Origin of the sequence: Trichocoleus sp. FACHB-90, assembly GCF_014695505.1 — a bacterium.
GTDB classification, from domain to species: domain Bacteria; phylum Cyanobacteriota; class Cyanobacteriia; order Cyanobacteriales; family FACHB-T130; genus Funiculus; species Funiculus sociatus.
Window position 1 is genome coordinate 62,508 of record NZ_JACJOK010000034.1, and the last position, 16,470, is coordinate 78,977.

Consider the following 16,470-nt stretch of genomic DNA (forward strand, 5'->3'; position numbering starts at 1 on the left):
ATTGTTTGGGAACGTGTGATGCCAATTGAACTGACTTTAAAATTCCATTTTCGTTTGCAAAAACAAATGAATTTTACGTGCAGCTTTTAGTTATAAATAAGAACAAGATAAACCTATTTAGGTTTTAGTGGGATACATAAATCAATTCATATTTTAACAATATTTGATAGATGCGTTGTAAAACGGCGAACGATCGCCTGCCAGTCAAACCGCTCTTGCACATAGCGTCTAGCAGCCTCCACACGAGTGTGTTTTGTTGCTAAGTCCTCATCTCTAAGTTGAGCGATCGCTTGCGGAAATTGTCCTAACTCTACCACCAAACAGTGTTTTCCATTTTCGACCCCTAACCCTCTCACCCCGACAGCTGTAGAAATCACCGGAATACCAGCCGCAAAGTATTCCAGCATTTTCAGGTTAGTACCTGACCCAAATGTTACTGTATTTAATGCTACGTCAGCTACACTTAGGGCAATATCTTTAGTTTCATCATCTACTATTCCCATAAAGCCAACATTGGCAGGTCGTTTTTCTTCTCTAAAAGCCAAACCTACGCTACCGACGATGAGAAAATTCACATCAGGAAGTTCTTGCGCTATCTGGAAAATGTGGAACACTGCCTCTAGATTAGGCCCGTGCCAACTTCCCAAAAACAAGACTGTGAAACTTTCATGTACACCTAACTTTTTTTTCTTTAAGTTACGTTCTTCTAGAGAAAGGTAGTTAATTGTTTCTATATCTACGCCATTATGAACTTCAAAGATTTTGCTTGTATCAACGCCGTATATTTGATTCAGTGCCTTAGCATCATCACTAGAACAAACCATGATTAATTGACTTACATTGCAGCATTCATTTTCAACCTTGCGAGTCGCTTCTAGTAATTCACGCCCTGTACGATTATCCGGCAGAATACTCTTTTTAAGTTCTACTTCAACATTGTGGGCTTCATACCAAATTGGCTTGTTGCTCACAGCTTGAATTGCTGGTAAAAGATAAGGATGGGAAGCCACAACAAACTCTGAAGATTCTGTAGCTGCTCTCAAAGCTTCCACATAAGCAGGTGTCAGATGATATAGCTGCGGCATCGCTACATCAGTAATTGGTACTCCTACTTTCTGTTCAATAAGCGACTCTTGCTGTTGATGGAGCATTGATTTAGGAATCCGAGTCTCGTACAAGTTAGGCGCAATTTCACCTCTAAACACCTCTTGCTCAACATTCGTAAATGTGACTAACTCAATATCAATCTCGCTAGCTAAATGCCGATATAAGTGAAATACTCGACTCTGCCCGCCTCCTCTCGGTGGAAAAACCGGAAATGTTAAAGCAACCGTAATTTTTTTTCGCCTGTTGATAAAAGTACCGGATGTAGAGGGCTTAGTTATACCGAGTAATTGGGCAACTGTATTTTCCCAGTTAATTCCTGCAACTAGCTTCCGACCTTTCAGACCCATTTGCTTGGCTTCCTCTCGATGCTCGCACAAATAGTCAATCCGTTCAGCCAGTGCTTGTGGATCAGGGGAAACAGAATACCCCGTTTCGCCATTAATCACAAACTCATTAGGCCCACCTGCATCTGTGGTAGTCAGCACTGGTTTGCCACTCATCATTGCTTCTATAGTAACTAAGCCATAATCTTCATCGTAGGGAACATAAAGAACAGCTAGGGCATCAGCATAAAGGTTGGTTATTTCTTTGTCATTCACAAATCCTAGAAAAATAATTCTTTCGTCATTTACTGCCAATTGTTTAAGAGAGTCAGCATCAGGCCCTGTTCCACCAATCCTCAATTCAATATTGGCTTTGACATATTTCATGGCTTGGATTAAAAGCCTGACCCGTTTAGCACTATCTAAACGACTAACTGTGAACAGATAATCGCTGTTCCCCCTCCGAAAGGACTTAAGAATTGAAGGTGGATAAATAACTTCTACAATACTACTTTTCGGAAAATAACTTTTGCGATTTGCTACATTATGAGAAATTGCAGCATACTTTTTGATAGCACTTGGTGCTAAACCTACCCCATCTAGAAAATGAATGACCTCTCGTATTAAAGAGCCAGGAAATTGAAACGAATCTGAGGGACAATTTGAGTTAAAACGTAGTTGATCTAATTTTGCAAAAACTTCTTTTAAGACATCTCTATTTTCCGGCTCGCCTTTCATCAAGTGCTGTAAAGCAATGATTTCTGGATGATTTGAACTATATATTTCTGGGTAACCGGTAAAATGATATGTATCATATAAACCGCGTAACCGATGCAACATATAACAAATATGGTTTGGATGTTGTACCATCCAACCCGGATATTTTCCAGAAATGACTATATCAAAGTGATTTAAATCTAATTGTGAAAATTGCCTGTAACTATCCACTAATTCCCAAAAATTCCTTTCAGGACTTGGCAATTTAATTAAATCTGCTTGATGAGGAGTATTTTGGTTGATGCAGTTTAACAGTCCCCACCAAAGGTTTTCAGCACCACCAATACAAAATGGGACAGGGCTAGGAGCGATGATAGCAATTCTCATCTCTTGCACATCCAAAAGCTACAGCCATGTCTTTCAACATGCTTAAATTTCATATCTGATGCCCATAGAGGTTCTATGATATTTGATAGCTCTGGATTCAAGGATACATAAATATTCGGCAATATAACCTCATAGTTTACTAATCCATTAGCCAATAAAGTTCCTAATAAATATTGTTCGTTATAGTACCTTTCTTTCCATTCGGCTGGATAATCTAGTGGCCAGAAAATATCGTGAATATGAAGATAAGTACCCGACTTTAGCCTGGGCATAATGTCTAAGAATAAAGCCGTAACATCAGAATTCATGAAACATCTGTGTGAACCGTCAAAAAATACTATATCATTCTCCCTAAGGCTATCGAAGATATCTAAACTGATATCTTCTAAAGGCATCCGAATAACTTCATCACATAGGTTGTCAATCTCTGCTCTAGGTTGAGGATCAATTGATATTAATTTGGTGCTTAAGCTATTGTCAACAATTGCTTTTTTTGCAAATTTTGTTGAATTGCCTGAACCAATTTCTATATATGTCTTTGGCTTGACTTCTGCCATAAGGCAATAAAGGGATACAGAGTCTAACCCAGGTAAAAACGGGTTTATATAATAGGGAGAATTTGAGTTTTCATCACCATACGCTTCTATTTTCATCAAGTTAGTAAAATACTTTTGGAAACTCCTCAAGGTGGACTGATAAGAATCAACATTTGCTGTTAAAACTCGCTCAATATATTTGTTTGTGTTCCCTTCAGTGTAACGCGGCTCATTTTTGCTAGTTGTAGGATACTCGATATCAATTCTGAACATTTTATTCTCCAATAACTTCTTTTACCGAGTTAACCCTTAGTACAGTCAAATCATATTTGGTATAAATCGGCTTTTAATCTATGTTGTCTTATTCCTATTATTTCTTTTCACAAACTACGTCAAATAACCAATGGTCTTTGGATTGGATTTTAATTTTGAAAAATCCAGCTTGTTCTAAATAATGCTCTAGCAGGAGCTGCGTAAAACCAGTTAAATGCCAGTCCCCCTCGTAAGCCTGTGTTCCAAAGAGGCATTGAACTAATGTCTTCTGATCTTCGATAGATTGTTTTTCTTCCCATAAAAAAAGCTCAAGTAACCCAATCAAATTAGGAACTCTAAGCTTCAGAATACCTCCTGACTTGAGTAACCTTGACCATTCAGCTAGCGTCGGTTCGGTATCGCAGCGAGGAAAATGCTCTAGACAATCTTGGGCGACAATTTCTTCATAATAATCTGACGGCAGTATATCTAATTTTCTGATATCAGCTACTAAATCGGGGTTATGAAACTCCTGAAAATCTACGTTTATATAATCGGGCCTAATATCAAATCCGCAGCCTAAATTTAACTTGCGTGGATATTTTGAAGAATCAAACTCACTAATTGGCTTATATTCAATCTTTTCGGTAATATTTTGCTGTTTATTTGCTTTGTAGACCATTCGTGTAATATTACTGGCATTACTTTGAGATAAGTTTGATATTTTGCGAATTACTTTGGAACTTAGGGACTTTAGAGTGTTCATAACTTTGGCTCCGTAAAGTCTTTTCAAAAAATTATTCGTGTAAAAGCTTTTGGATGACGTTGTTCCACGATATACCTAAAGCATGGTATCTTTCCAAACCTGCTTTTCCCATTTCAGCAGCACGTTGTTGATGAAAGTATAAGTCATCAACTGCCTGCGCGATCGCTTCCGGTTCAGGTTGGACAACAAACCCTGTTTCGTGGTTTATCACAAACTCTACCGGTTCTCCTGAATCAATGCAAGTAATCACTGGTTTAGCTGCTAGCATCGCTTCTAACGTTATATAACCATAGTCTTCATTATAGGAACCAAAAAATACCCCTAAGGAATGAGCATAGAAACCCAACATTTCATCATCTGTAAGCCGTCCGACTAAGCGTACCCGGTGACTGAGATTGAGCTGATAGATTGCATCCTGTAAAGCTAGTTTCTTTCCCCCATCTCCAGCCAGTAAGGCTACCACTGGAGATTTAACATACTTCATAGCTTTAATAAGTAGCTCCTGTCTCTTCAGGTCTTCTAAACGGCTAGGATAAAAAATGTAAGGTTGTGCTGGAGCTGTATAGAAATTATTAGCCAGCTTTGGTGGATGATAGAGAGGTATGGAGCTGATTTGATTGAAATCTTGAAGACGCTTTGAAACGGTTTTAGCTATAGTAAATCTTTTCCGAATAGTATGTAATGCTTCTGTGTCACGTACAATAATATCCTGTCTAAGTTCTTTACCCTCAGATGTTTGTGATAATCCTTCAGTAAAAGGAGTATTCCAGAGGTCATAGACAGCACGATGTTGATGTATAATCCAAGCAACTTTGTTGGGATGCTTCAAGTAAAAAGTGGGAAACTTGAGACAAATGACCAAGTCCATATTGTAGCCATTCATATATTCAAAGTTCTCACTTGCCCACATATCCATACTTCGCTTAACTTCACTGGCTGGAGCAAAGCGAAAAGGCATTGATATTTCTTCAACTTCGTGTCCAAAGTTGTGAATAGCACTGGCTAAACCAGATACTAAATTTTCGGCTCCTCCCCGAATAAATGGTACTTGAACTGTAGCTAATCCTATTCTCATGCTTTATAAGCTATCAATGCAAAATCACGCGAAACACTAATGTAGTCATTCAATTCCTCAAACCTCTTTTGAGATAAGCTACTCAGCTTTTGTTTGCCATCCTGTTTTTCAAACACATATACGTCACTTCTAATGAACCCTTGCAAATGCGCTACAAAATTAATAGTATCGGGATGAATAGGATGGCGATGAGTTGGGTCTCTGTAAAAATCTCCAGAACCTACTAATATATTTCTAGGATTAGGAGTTTCAAAAATTACCATACCTCCCGGAGTAAGTACCCGCAAAGTTTCATCAACCAACTTCATCAATAAATTAAAGGGCAAATGCTCGATAATATGAAACCCCGTTACAGCACCATAGATGGCATCAGGTAAACTCTGCAAGTAATCAATTACATCTGCCTCAATCACTTCAAGTCCTCTAGCTCGGCATTGCTCCAGCATTACCCTGTTGATGTCTATGCCTCGTGCTGCATATCCCGATTTATGCAGCAGTTCTAACCATTCGCCCCGCCCGCAGCCGACATCTAAAATCGGGTTATCAAGGGTACCAACCTTGACTTCTTCAATTAAAGGCAAATAGACTTTGAGTCTGTTAAGTATCTCCTCCCGGCTGCCACGAAATTGATCTTCAAAAGCGACATAAAAAGCATCTGGCAAGTGTTGCTCTTGGTCAACAAACGTTTGTAATTGCTCTTGGTTAAAAGCTTCTGGTAATCTTTGCCGTGCTTCCTCCAAAAATAAGGTGAGTAGTCGCTTCTGTTGAACTAGGTCATTTTTGATATAACTATCATTTCTGAGATTGCGCTCGTCGGTGGTGCTGATGCGCTCGTCGGTGGCGCTGATCTGCTTCTCGGCGGTGCTGATGCGCTCGTCGGTGGCGCTGATCTGCTTCTCGGCGGTGCTGATGCGCTCGTCGGTGGCACTGATCTGCTTCTCGGCGGTGCTGATACGCTCGTCGGTGGCGCTGATCTGCTTCTCGGCGGTGCTGATGCGCTCGTCGGTGGCGCTGATCTGCTTCTCGGCGGTGCTGATACGCTCGTCGGTGGCGCTTAGGCGATCGCTTATTCCATTCAATTGTGTTTGCAGAGCAGCTATTTGTTCGCTAAGGTTTCGATTCAGTACTACAGAGTCCCTTAATGCTTCGATTAAAGAATAATTAACTGCACGTTGCTCTCTCCGAAAAAAATTATATAACTTCAGAAAAAAGTTTTGTAACCATCCAGTTAAATTAAATGGAAAACGTTTAAACTTTTCCGGCCAATGAGTACGAACTTGTGATTTAAATTCAGCATTATGAAGTAAAGCTTCTATGTGGTTTATATAATTTTCTACTATTATCGCCCCTACCCTAAATTCCCTATTGACTGGTTGGGATATGCTTTCACGTTTAGCAACTTCTTGACGAATTTTTTGGATCAATTCATCTACATTTATCTTAGGATTATTTTCTTCAACCATTTGTCTAACTCCCAGCTACCTATTCTGCTTTTGTTCTAATTAGTTAATTAACTAAACATTCATTCTATTATTTAGTTTAATTGTTATACCACAATTCATATCTACTATACCTTCACAACTATTAGTATTATTAACTTCAAATACCAGCAGCTCATCTATCCAATCGTAACTCAATCCTTCTTCAGAATGTATTCCTGCTGTTACCGTATAAACTCCTCTATTTAAGTTACAAGGCATTTGAAAAATTGCCGTTACTTCCTCGCCTTCCTTATATTTAGGCATCTGAGCCCTCATTAACTGAGTGTTAGTTCCATAAACCACGACACCCATTAAGTTTCTAATAGATATACCAATAACTAAATCCGATAATTCTGCCTTTGTTTCTAAAGAAAGTACAATGTTAATAATTGTTCCAGTGTCAACCTTACTTTGGGTTTCTCTGCCATCAGCCGATGTAATCTTCACGTCATTGATTATAGCTAGTTGGTTCCCATGCCTATGCATGAGATGTTCTTTTTTACCTTGTATGTAAGTATCTTCAATGCTGGCATTTGTATTTATTTTTTCAGCCTCAAATTGAGTTTTATCTGAACTTAGTACAGCAATGTAGTGATTTACTACATCCTTGGGATTCCCTATGTCTATAATTCTTCCATGATTCATCAGAGCGGCACGCTGACATAGCATTTTAACACTTGAGGAATCATGAGAAACAAATAAAATTGTTACCCCTTGTTCCTTAAGCTGACGAATCCGCTTCATGCACCGAGCTTGGAACTTGGTATCTCCGACAGCAAGTGCTTCATCTACAATTAGGATTTTCGGTTCTGTATGGGCAACAACGGCAAATGCTAATCGCACTACCATGCCGCTCGAATAAGTTTTAACAGGCTGATCGATGAAATCTCCGATCTCAGCGAAAGCCTCAATATCATCAAACTTATCGGCAATTTCTAGTTGACTTAATCCCAAGATTCGCCCGTTAAAAAATACATTTTGCCGCCCAGTAAACTCGGGATTAAAGCCACTGCCGAGTTCTAGTAATGCCGAAACTCGACCGTTTACCCCTACCTCACCAGTGGTTGGCATCAAAGTTCCTGCAATAATTTGCAGCAGCGTGCTTTTTCCAGAACCATTTTGCCCAATGATTCCCAGCGTCTCTCCCCTGTTTATCTCCAGGTTAATATCTTGTAACGCCCAAAACTCTTGGACGTGACTCCTCCTCGGTAGCAAAATTTCCTTAAGTCGGTCTACTGGACGCGCATAGCGCTTGTAGCACTTCGAGACATTTTTCAGAGAAATAGCAATCTCACTCATCACACCGTTGCTGTTGTCGCAATACTAGAGTACATCAGCAAATGCTGGTCGTAACCGACGATACACCCATAATCCGCCAAAAAACCCCACAACAGAGACTACTGTAGCGACTCCCCACTCTCCCCAATGCGTCACTTCTCCCACCAAAATCAAATCTCTATACACTTCTGCGATCGCTGCCAGTGGATTCAACCAAAATACCCAACCTCGCCACTCTTGGGGAATCACCGACGCTGGATAGACAAGCGGAGTTAAATAAAACCAAAGGTTTAATATAACTCCTAGCGTCTGCGGAACATCTCTCAAAAATACCGTCAACCCTGCGGTTAAATACCCCAGCCCGGCTGTCAACAGCAGTTGAGGTAGCCATACTAGCGGCAAGAGCCATAACGTACTGTGTATTGTATTGGATGACACTGCCACCAAGACAATCAACGCCATTAAGCCAAAGGTACTCTCAATGAAGGTTGATAGCACTGGTACTAGAGGTAATAAAGCCAAAGGAAAAACTACCTTTTTCACCAAATTAGGCTGCCCCATGACCGAACCAGATGCCTGAAATAGCCCACCAGTAAAGGCAATCCAAGGAAGCAATCCTGCAAACAGCCACACACCAAATGTAAGGTTATTTGTAGGCAACCCCTTTAGAGTCAGCTTCACTTGCAAGACAATTGAGAAGACATAGGTGTAAATTAGCAACTGCGACAGCTGATTCAGCAGGGGCCACAAATTGCCTAATATCGACCCCTTGTATCGCGCCGACAAGTCGCGTTGCACTAGGACTTTGAGCAAATCTAGCTTTGCCCACCACTGTTCGCTGAGTGGCAGCCAGTAAGCAAGTTTTTTTACCTTACGTGCAGCTGTCTTTATCGACTTCAAAAACCTTTACTCTCCAGACTACAACCTGCACAGAAGCGCTTTTTCTTTAAGTCGGCAGCCCCAAATTCAAAGTTCCCGCTTCTGTCACTTACACACCACGCTTTCAGCTTAACATCTGCTGAGTGTACGATTTTATAACAATTTGGCGCAAATACAAACCATCGACGAGCTATTTTAGGTAAAAAATTGTATGGTTGCCATTTTAGACTATGGCGATCGCTATCCCGATACTTGAGCTGAAAACTACCGCCTAGGGTATCTCCTAACCTCTCCACTCTTGTTAAAATAGCTGTTTTTAACCAATTTACAATAACAATCTTCCCGATTCTGTTATTCTTATGGCATTACTTTCTCACTCAAAAGAAACTTTTATTAGCTGTATTCCTAAGCGTCTATTATCCCAATTTATTCCCATATTTATAGGTGTAAAGCACTGCGAAGTTTTAATCCGTAGCAGTACATCAGAACCATTACTAAGTTGATGAATATCAAAATTATCTTCATATTGCCCTGGAGAATTGATATTACGTTTATGATGATAAATATTTTCACCCAACTGCTCTAAGTCGAAGTCAATTGTTAGAGGATATGTTTTATTTTCTGGATTGTGATTTGTATATTTTAGCTTCATAGTTTTTCCAGTTACTTTGTAGTTACCTTCAAATAAGCCTCCAGTTTGTTGATCTTCATAGTAAGCTGCTTTATGACAGACAAAACGCGGCTGAAAGGGAACCTTTCCGTAGCTTGTTTTCACTTCCATTGTTGCGGCAATGATTAATGCAGTTGCCGCTGCTATGAGAAAATAACGCCAGTGCTGAGAAAGGTTTTTATATACAATTTCTTGTCGAGCTGAGCTATCCTGTAATTCTGTATTAGCAGCTCCAAGCAATATAAATAAAATTACAAGTATGTTAGGGATTAATAGGGAGTGTCCGTAAAGATTGCCTAAAAAAATACCTATTATTAAAATAGTTACTATTTGGCTATAGCGATTTTTCAAGAAAACTGCTTGATAAACGAAGATAAAACAAAATACGCTAAACCCCACAAAGCCTGTTTCAGCAAGAATCTGTAAAAAATAATTGTGAGCATTTTCGCCATTATAAATACCTGCAAAAAAATCAGAATCACTAAACTCTCCAAATGAGCTTTGACGATAAAAGATTCCTTTTCCTAAACCAAGAATAGGATACTGGCTATACATTACAATAACCGACCGAAATATATCTGGACGGTCACTTAGCGCCGTGCTAAATTCTGCAAAAGATTTAGCCTTAGGGACTTGAGCAAGATATCTAAATAAGTCTCTATCACCCCAGTGATTTAACAGTATAGCTGCTGCCAGTCCTACTAAAGCGATAAAAGCAAACGTCAATAAAGGCTTTTCGGATTTAGTTTTTATAAAAAAAACTAAATAAATTAAAATTGATAGCAATAGCATTACTATCGAAAAACGAGAGCTGCTGACTACAACCCCCACCGCAGCCAGCAATGAGTACGCGCCAGCTATTATTCTTAATATTGTGTTAGAAGAGTTAAGATAATAAAGACCCCCCACAAAAGCAGCTAGGGCATATCCACCATAGGCGTGAAGGTCTGGGAAAAAGCTATTTACACCAAATTCAGCACCATCTCTGTTGTATCCAACACCTGTAATTTTGGAGTATACAGCGTAAGTAAGAATGATGACAGAAGCAGCAAAAAGAGGAACTAAAATGCTCTGATTTAACTGAAACTTAGTCCTGACTAAGGCAAGTAACCTAATGCTGAGAGTTATAACAGCAGTAAAAATAAACAGATCCCTGAGCGGAAAATAATCATCATACAAGCCAGCGTAGCGAATATTAATAAGATTATGGAATAAGCCTTGTAATGAAAATGCTGAAGCTGCTTGATACAAGTTGCGGGATATACCGATGGCAACAGTTAAAATAATAATTAGATGAAAACTAATTAGGAGATAAAGAAGAAAGCGAGTTTTATCTTGAATCTCTTTTAGTCCAAAATCCCATTTTTTTAGGTAAATATCTCTAAATAAAATTGCTAAAATAAAGCCAATTATGCTATCGATACTTAAAAGGTCTAATATCAATAATCGTATTTGGAAAAGAGCGTTAAGGTGTTCGTAGACATTAGCAGTGAAGGGAATAACAAAACTGAGAACACCAAGCCCTAATAAAGGATGAATTATAGTAGTAATAAATAAAGTAAGAAATGAAATAGAGTTGATCCAAGGAAAAGTATTATAAGGCCTGACAAAAAGGTGAAGTACAAAGCACAAGAGTAGAAAGATATGAGAAGCTAAAAAGTGAAGGCGGACAATCTTAATCATAAGGCGGGAAAAATTTGCTTGTCCAATAAAACTTTATGCGAATAGAGCGCACAAGCATACTCCTAAATCCCTAGTCAGCCGGAAGCTAGCTGGCTAGGGATTTAGGTTAGGAGCTTCCTGGCTTTGCTGCATACCTTGCCCTAAATCAACCTCTAAATGAGAATAAGCGCGATCGCCGCTATCTAATTTAACCAATCTCTAAGGTTTCATCCTACACTGTGGAATGGTTGATTGCATTGGAGCCGTAATGGAGATAGGTCAAAAAGTTAAAGTATACCGCCTCAGAGACAGGGTATCACCCGCGATAGTCAATAAACTGGGGAAAGTCGGAACCATCCAAGGTTATAGAATGACCGATGGTAGTGGCGTTGGGGTTGTAGTCCAATTCGAGGACAACTCAGCCACATGGTTCTTTGAAGACGAACTGAAACCTGCACAGTAAAGAGATGGCCTTGATTTTAACCTTTTTGGGCAAAGGCGGCACTGGTCGCACAACAGTAGCGATCGCAGCTGCAAAAAAACTGGCAACCCAGGGAGCGCGAGTTCTACTGGCTGGAGTTGACCCCGGCCCATCCCTCGGATTGCTGCTGGGGACACCCACCAGTCCCGACCCCCAGGAAATAACTCAAAATTTGCAAGTAGTGCAGTTCCAGTCCGCCGTCTTGCTAGAGCGTAGCTGGGAAGAAATCAAAAAACTGGAGGCGCAATATCTCCGGACACCCCTGATAAAAAATGTCTACGGTCAAGAACTAGGCGTATTGCCAGGGATGGATAGCGCCTTAGCTCTCAACGCCATCCGCGAGTACGATGCCAGTGGCAAGTACGACGCGATTGTTTACGATGGCAGCGGCGACCAAACTACCCTACGGATGTTGGGTATGCCAGAAATACTCAGCTGGTATATCCGTCGCTTCCGGAAAGTAGTGGAAGATTCTGACCTCTGGAAAACAGTATCGCCCTTTATTCAACCGATCAGCAGCGCTGTCCTCAACGTGTCATGGAGTGGGGATAACTTCGCCCAACAACCCACCAATGAGGTGAACAATCTGCTGGAACGAGGGAAAGTAGCAATAGCAGACCCCTCCCGGACGGCCGCCTATTTGGTGACAACAGGCGATCCTACCGCTGTGGCAACTGCCCAGTATCTGTGGGGTAGCGCCCAACAAATCGGGCTGACTGTGGGCGGCGTACTGCTAAACCAGGAGCCTGTTACAGAAGGCATCTCGGCGAACTTTAGCCCTTTGGCAGTTAGTTCTCTTCCTATCTGTCCTCCTAGTGACTGGCAACCCCTGATAGAAGCTCTCCCCGATTTGCGTCAAGCTGCATCGGCTCCCAAACCGATTGAGATTGACATCTCTGCCCGTCAGGTACGTTTATTCTTGCCTGGTTTTGACAAAAAACAGGTAAAACTTACCCAGTCTGGCCCAGAAGTCACTATCGATGCTGGAGACCAGCGGCGCAATATCTCTTTGCCGCCCCAGTTAAGCGGTCAATCCGTCAAAGGCGCTAAATTTCAAAATAGTTACTTAACGATTTCGTTTTAATTGGGAATTGGGGATTGGGAATTGGGAATTGGGAATTGGGAAAATGGCTTACCTAACCCCTAGTCACCAGTCCCCAGTCCCCAGCCCCCAGCCCCCAGTCCCCAGCCCCCAGCCCCCAGTCCCTATTACCTATTAGCAAATGACAACGGACAACGGACAACCAACAACTGATAACTCAGCTGAGCGTAGTGCTAAAACTCGGCAGCTGCTAGGCATGAAAGGTGCCGCTTCCGGTGAGACTTCTATCTGGAAAATCCGCTTGCAGCTGATGAAGCCGATTACCTGGATTCCCTTGATTTGGGGCGTTGTCTGTGGTGCCGCTTCTTCGGGTGAATACACTTGGACTCTGGAAAATGTTCTGAAAGCTGCTACTTGTATGCTGCTATCGGGGCCTATTTTAGTTGGGTATACCCAAACTTTAAATGACTTTTACGATCGCGATATCGACGCGATTAACGAACCGTACCGTCCTATTCCCTCTGGTGCCATTTCTGTTCCCCAAGTGGTGACGCAAATTTTGGTGCTGTTATTTGCGGGGTTAGGTCTTTCCTACGTTTTAGATAGATGGGCGGGGCATGATTTTCCTACTATCACCTGCATTGCTTTGGGTGGTACTTTTTTAGCCTATATTTACTCTGCGCCTCCGCTGAAGCTGAAGAAAAATGGCTGGCTGGGAAATTACGCACTGGGTGCCAGTTACATTGCTCTCCCCTGGTGGACGGGTCACGCGCTGTTTGGCGAGTTAAACGCTACGATTATGATTCTGACGCTGTTCTACAGTTTGGCGGGGTTGGGGATTGCGGTGGTGAATGACTTCAAGAGTGTTGAAGGCGATCGCCAACTCGGTCTACAATCGCTTCCGGTGATGTTTGGCGTTGGCACCGCTGCATGGATATGTGTGCTGATGATTGATATCTTTCAAGCTGGAATTGCCGGTTATTTAATTAGCATCCACCAAAACCTTTATGCAGCAATCTTGATATTACTCATCATCCCCCAAATCACTTTTCAGGATATGTATTTTCTGCGCGATCCCCTGAAAAATGATGTGAAATATCAGGCAAGCGCTCAACCTTTTCTAGTTCTAGGAATGCTCGTTGCTGGCTTGGCATTAGGTCACGCTGTTTATTAGTAGGTTGGGTTGAGGAACGAAACCCAACATCGACAAGCATTTGTTGGGTTTCGTTACAATAATTCTTCACAGTAGGTTAGGTTGACGTAGGAAAACCAATTTATTTATTAACAAGCATTTGTTGGGTTTCGCTTCGCTCTACCCAACCTACAATTATTATGAATTGATATTAAAACAAACCCCAACTTACTCATGTCCTACAGTAAAATCAAACAAAACCTCTGCCCCGTCACCCCAAGATATATCATATACTCCGGCAGCAACATAACGGTGAAAACTAGAATATTCCCAGTCTTTGGGCGCTTTCACCAATCCATGTTTGACTGGATTATAGTGAATATAATCAATATGCTTTTGAAAATCTTCCTCATCCCTAATTTGATGTTCCCAAAAGCGGCGTTGCCATACTGCTTGCTCTTTTTTACTTTGTCTGGATAGAGAAACTTTGCCGCGATACTGTTGTTCGCAGTTGCGGCTAAAATAACTTTTGATTAAACGCCATCGCTGAGAGAAATCACTATCATCGTCCGGCAAAGTCCAAATACAATGTAAATGGTCGGGTAAAATAACGCAGGCATCTATTTGAAAAGGATGAGTTTTGAGAATTTCTCTAAAAGCATTTCTTAATAGGGAGATATTTGAAGGAATACATAAAAATTTTCTTCTATTATGAGTTACTAAGGTAAAAAAATAGGTGCCTCCTGCTATTTTTGCTCTACGGTATTGCATGGCTTTGAATTGTTTTTAGTTGAGGATGGGGTGTTGGGTTTCGTTCCTCAACCCAACCTACGAGGCGATGCGATCGCACTAGCGCAATTGTGGACAAGCATAAGTTAAAGACAAAGAGATATCACAACCCCTATTTGAATAGTTCCCTCTTAGCTGATGCAGAAACAGAAAATTTTTCAAGCATCAATCCATTCAGGACCAACTACAATCTCACCGTGGGGCAAAATGGTATTGCAGTAGAAAGCCCCGTTGGCGTGCCCAAAATTACCGATAGCTCCTCTCAGATTGGTATTTTCCAAATTGGCTCCAACTATGCGAGCGCTAGTCACGTTAGCACCCTCCAAGTTAGCACCAGTCAACTTAGTCAGACTCAATTTGGCGTAACTCAGGTTAGCTCCACTCAAGTTAGCCCCACTCAAGTTAGCTTCCAGCAGATTAGCCCGACTGAGATCGGCATCACTCAAGTTAGCCCCACTCAAGTTGGCACCACACAATTGGGCACTGCTCAAGTTAGCCCCAGCCAAGTTGACTCCGCTCAAATCTGGACTGTCCATACAAATACCAGTAAAATCCCTCTCCCCAGCAGCATATCGTTCGAGCAATTCCTCAGCATCCATAACTCAACTCCTGCATCCATTTACACCATCAACAATAGCGCCCAAACCCTCTGGAGTTCCCTCCTCTCTCCCACTACCCCCCTCAACATCAACCTCCTTTTAACCGACCTCCCCACCGGACAACTAGCAGAAGCCCAAATTACCTCCTTCGACCCCTCAGGACGACCCAACGGCGGCACCCTCCTCATCGACCACAACGCCAACGGCATCGGATGGTACATCGACCCCACCCCATTCGACAACAGCGAATTCACCCAAACCCTCACCGACACCGCCTTCCGCGCCACCACCGACTCCCCCGCCTACGGTCGCTACGACCTTCTCACCACCCTCCTGCACGAAATCGGACACCTAGCAGGCTTCATCGACGGCTACAAAAGCTACGACAGCCACATCCAAACCCTCAACGGTTCTCCACTCTTCGTCGGCGACAACTTCAGCGCTACCCTCACCCCCGATTTAAGCCACCTAGACCCTAAACACTATCCCTACGACCTAATGAACCCCACCCTCACCCCAGGGGTTCGCAAACTACCATCACTCCTCGACCTACAAATCCTCAACACCACCCGCCAAAGAATTGAAGAATCGAGTAGCGAGAACGTACAATTAAACGCACCCCTAGACTCCGACCCCTTAATCGCCATCCTCAACGGTAACTTCGACTCTAGTAACACCACAGAACCCGACTACGGCTGGTCAACCAGAGGCGCAACCGCCATCCTTAACGGACAGGCAATCTTGAGCGAAGACAAGCACCTACTTAGCAACTTCACCCAAACCTTCATCGTCCCCCAAGCAGCCAAATACCTACAATTCACCCTACTAGATACCACCCTCGGCACCAGTCCTCTCGACCCACCCGACGCCTTTGAAGTAGCACTCCTAGACGCCAACACCCTCACCTCCTTAGTCAGTACAGCCACCGGACTAACCTCTACTGACTCCTTACTCAACATCCAACACGACGGCAAAGCTTACTTCAGTCCCCAGGTTACAGTACCGCTAACCGCAACGCCTTCTCATATCCTGTCTCTACACTCGCCGACCATCTATAAAGTAGACATCAGCAACATCGCACCAGGAACACTTGCCACCTTATACTTTGACCTGCTTGGTTTTGGCGAACAAGACTCTCAAGTCATCCTCGACAACATACTCCTACTCAACCAAGAACAGTTTGCCCCAATAGCCAACAACGATAGCGCCACCACCGACCAAGCAAAACCCGTAGCGATCGCACTTTTGCTTTACTAAATGATGTAGTTGGGTTGAACGAACTTGAAGCTCAACA

Annotated in this window: 14 protein-coding genes; 4 read left to right on the forward strand and 10 right to left on the reverse strand. The window is 42.2% G+C overall.

Going from position 1 to position 16,470, the window contains the following annotated elements; all coding sequences use genetic code 11:
* Positions 1 to 146: 146 nt before the first annotated feature.
* From H6F74_RS10455 to H6F74_RS10490, 8 genes are all read right to left on the reverse strand, one after another.
* Positions 147 to 2,534: a glycosyltransferase family 4 protein gene (locus tag H6F74_RS10455; RefSeq protein WP_190440232.1), complete on the reverse strand. Its 2,388-nt coding sequence runs from the start codon at positions 2,532 to 2,534 to the stop codon at positions 147 to 149.
* Entirely contained in the window at positions 2,531 to 3,343 is an 813-nt protein-coding gene (locus H6F74_RS10460) for a class I SAM-dependent methyltransferase (protein WP_190440235.1), read from the reverse strand. The genes H6F74_RS10455 and H6F74_RS10460 overlap by 4 nt, the downstream gene beginning before the upstream one ends.
* A gap of 97 nt (positions 3,344 to 3,440) precedes the next feature.
* Positions 3,441 to 4,088 (reverse strand): methyltransferase domain-containing protein, encoded by a 648-nt coding sequence (locus tag H6F74_RS10465; RefSeq protein WP_190440238.1) that lies wholly within the window; start codon positions 4,086 to 4,088, stop codon positions 3,441 to 3,443.
* Positions 4,089 to 4,119: 31 nt separating this feature from the next.
* Positions 4,120 to 5,163, reverse strand: coding sequence for a glycosyltransferase family 4 protein (locus H6F74_RS10470; protein ID WP_190440241.1), 1,044 nt, complete (start codon positions 5,161 to 5,163; stop codon positions 4,120 to 4,122).
* A complete protein-coding gene (locus H6F74_RS10475) occupies positions 5,160 to 6,626 on the reverse strand; it encodes a methyltransferase domain-containing protein (RefSeq protein WP_190440245.1) in 1,467 nt (488 codons plus the stop codon). Before H6F74_RS10475 ends, H6F74_RS10470 begins: the two co-directional genes overlap by 4 nt.
* A 51-nt stretch (positions 6,627 to 6,677) precedes the next feature.
* Positions 6,678 to 7,946, reverse strand: coding sequence for a Wzt carbohydrate-binding domain-containing protein (locus tag H6F74_RS10480; RefSeq protein WP_190440248.1), 1,269 nt, complete (start codon positions 7,944 to 7,946; stop codon positions 6,678 to 6,680).
* A 21-nt stretch (positions 7,947 to 7,967) separates the two neighbouring features.
* Complete coding sequence (locus H6F74_RS10485) at positions 7,968 to 8,813, reverse strand: ABC transporter permease (protein ID WP_190440344.1); 846 nt, start codon at positions 8,811 to 8,813, stop codon at positions 7,968 to 7,970.
* 361 nt (positions 8,814 to 9,174) lie between these two features.
* Positions 9,175 to 11,154 carry an O-antigen ligase family protein gene (locus H6F74_RS10490; RefSeq protein WP_190440253.1) on the reverse strand — a complete coding sequence of 660 codons (1,980 nt, stop codon included), beginning with the start codon at positions 11,152 to 11,154 and terminating at the stop codon, positions 9,175 to 9,177.
* A 247-nt stretch (positions 11,155 to 11,401) separates the two neighbouring features.
* Here H6F74_RS10490 and H6F74_RS10495 point away from each other — a divergent pair, with 247 nt between their 5' ends.
* From H6F74_RS10495 to chlG, 3 genes are all read left to right on the forward strand, one after another.
* Positions 11,402 to 11,596 (forward strand): DUF2862 domain-containing protein, encoded by a 195-nt coding sequence (locus H6F74_RS10495; protein WP_190425295.1) that lies wholly within the window; start codon positions 11,402 to 11,404, stop codon positions 11,594 to 11,596.
* 4 nt (positions 11,597 to 11,600) lie between these two features.
* Positions 11,601 to 12,698 (forward strand): ArsA family ATPase, encoded by a 1,098-nt coding sequence (locus H6F74_RS10500; protein WP_190440256.1) that lies wholly within the window; start codon positions 11,601 to 11,603, stop codon positions 12,696 to 12,698.
* A gap of 139 nt (positions 12,699 to 12,837) precedes the next feature.
* Complete coding sequence (chlG, locus tag H6F74_RS10505; RefSeq protein ID WP_190440259.1) at positions 12,838 to 13,830, forward strand: chlorophyll synthase ChlG; 993 nt, start codon at positions 12,838 to 12,840, stop codon at positions 13,828 to 13,830.
* Between the two features lie 186 nt (positions 13,831 to 14,016).
* Here chlG and H6F74_RS10510 read toward each other — a convergent pair whose 3' ends face one another.
* Entirely contained in the window at positions 14,017 to 14,559 is a 543-nt protein-coding gene (locus H6F74_RS10510; protein WP_190440262.1) for a transposase, read from the reverse strand.
* Positions 14,560 to 14,735: 176 nt separating this feature from the next.
* Entirely contained in the window at positions 14,736 to 15,068 is a 333-nt protein-coding gene (locus H6F74_RS10515) for a pentapeptide repeat-containing protein (RefSeq protein WP_242021974.1), read from the reverse strand.
* Between H6F74_RS10515 and H6F74_RS29970 the strand changes: the two genes are divergently transcribed.
* Complete coding sequence (locus H6F74_RS29970; protein ID WP_242021976.1) at positions 15,054 to 16,433, forward strand: hypothetical protein; 1,380 nt, start codon at positions 15,054 to 15,056, stop codon at positions 16,431 to 16,433. The two genes, H6F74_RS10515 and H6F74_RS29970, sit on opposite strands and share 15 nt — an antisense overlap.
* Positions 16,434 to 16,470 lie beyond the last annotated feature (37 nt).

What these genes read in the sequence shown, in the direction of transcription:
- H6F74_RS10470 (WP_190440241.1), bottom strand. Translation starts at nt 5,163, where the DNA reads ATGAGAATAGGATTAGCTACAGTTCAAGTACCATTTATTCGGGGAGGA.
- H6F74_RS10490 (WP_190440253.1), bottom strand. Translation starts at nt 11,154, where the DNA reads ATGATTAAGATTGTCCGCCTTCACTTTTTAGCTTCTCATATCTTTCTA.
- H6F74_RS10500 (WP_190440256.1), top strand. Translation starts at nt 11,601, where the DNA reads ATGGCCTTGATTTTAACCTTTTTGGGCAAAGGCGGCACTGGTCGCACA.
- H6F74_RS10495 (WP_190425295.1), top strand. Translation starts at nt 11,402, where the DNA reads ATGGAGATAGGTCAAAAAGTTAAAGTATACCGCCTCAGAGACAGGGTA.
- H6F74_RS10510 (WP_190440262.1), bottom strand. Translation starts at nt 14,559, where the DNA reads ATGCAATACCGTAGAGCAAAAATAGCAGGAGGCACCTATTTTTTTACC.
- chlG (WP_190440259.1), top strand. Translation starts at nt 12,838, where the DNA reads ATGACAACGGACAACGGACAACCAACAACTGATAACTCAGCTGAGCGT.
- H6F74_RS10455 (WP_190440232.1), bottom strand. Translation starts at nt 2,534, where the DNA reads ATGAGAATTGCTATCATCGCTCCTAGCCCTGTCCCATTTTGTATTGGT.
- H6F74_RS10465 (WP_190440238.1), bottom strand. Translation starts at nt 4,088, where the DNA reads ATGAACACTCTAAAGTCCCTAAGTTCCAAAGTAATTCGCAAAATATCA.
- H6F74_RS10460 (WP_190440235.1), bottom strand. Translation starts at nt 3,343, where the DNA reads ATGTTCAGAATTGATATCGAGTATCCTACAACTAGCAAAAATGAGCCG.
- H6F74_RS10475 (WP_190440245.1), bottom strand. Translation starts at nt 6,626, where the DNA reads ATGGTTGAAGAAAATAATCCTAAGATAAATGTAGATGAATTGATCCAA.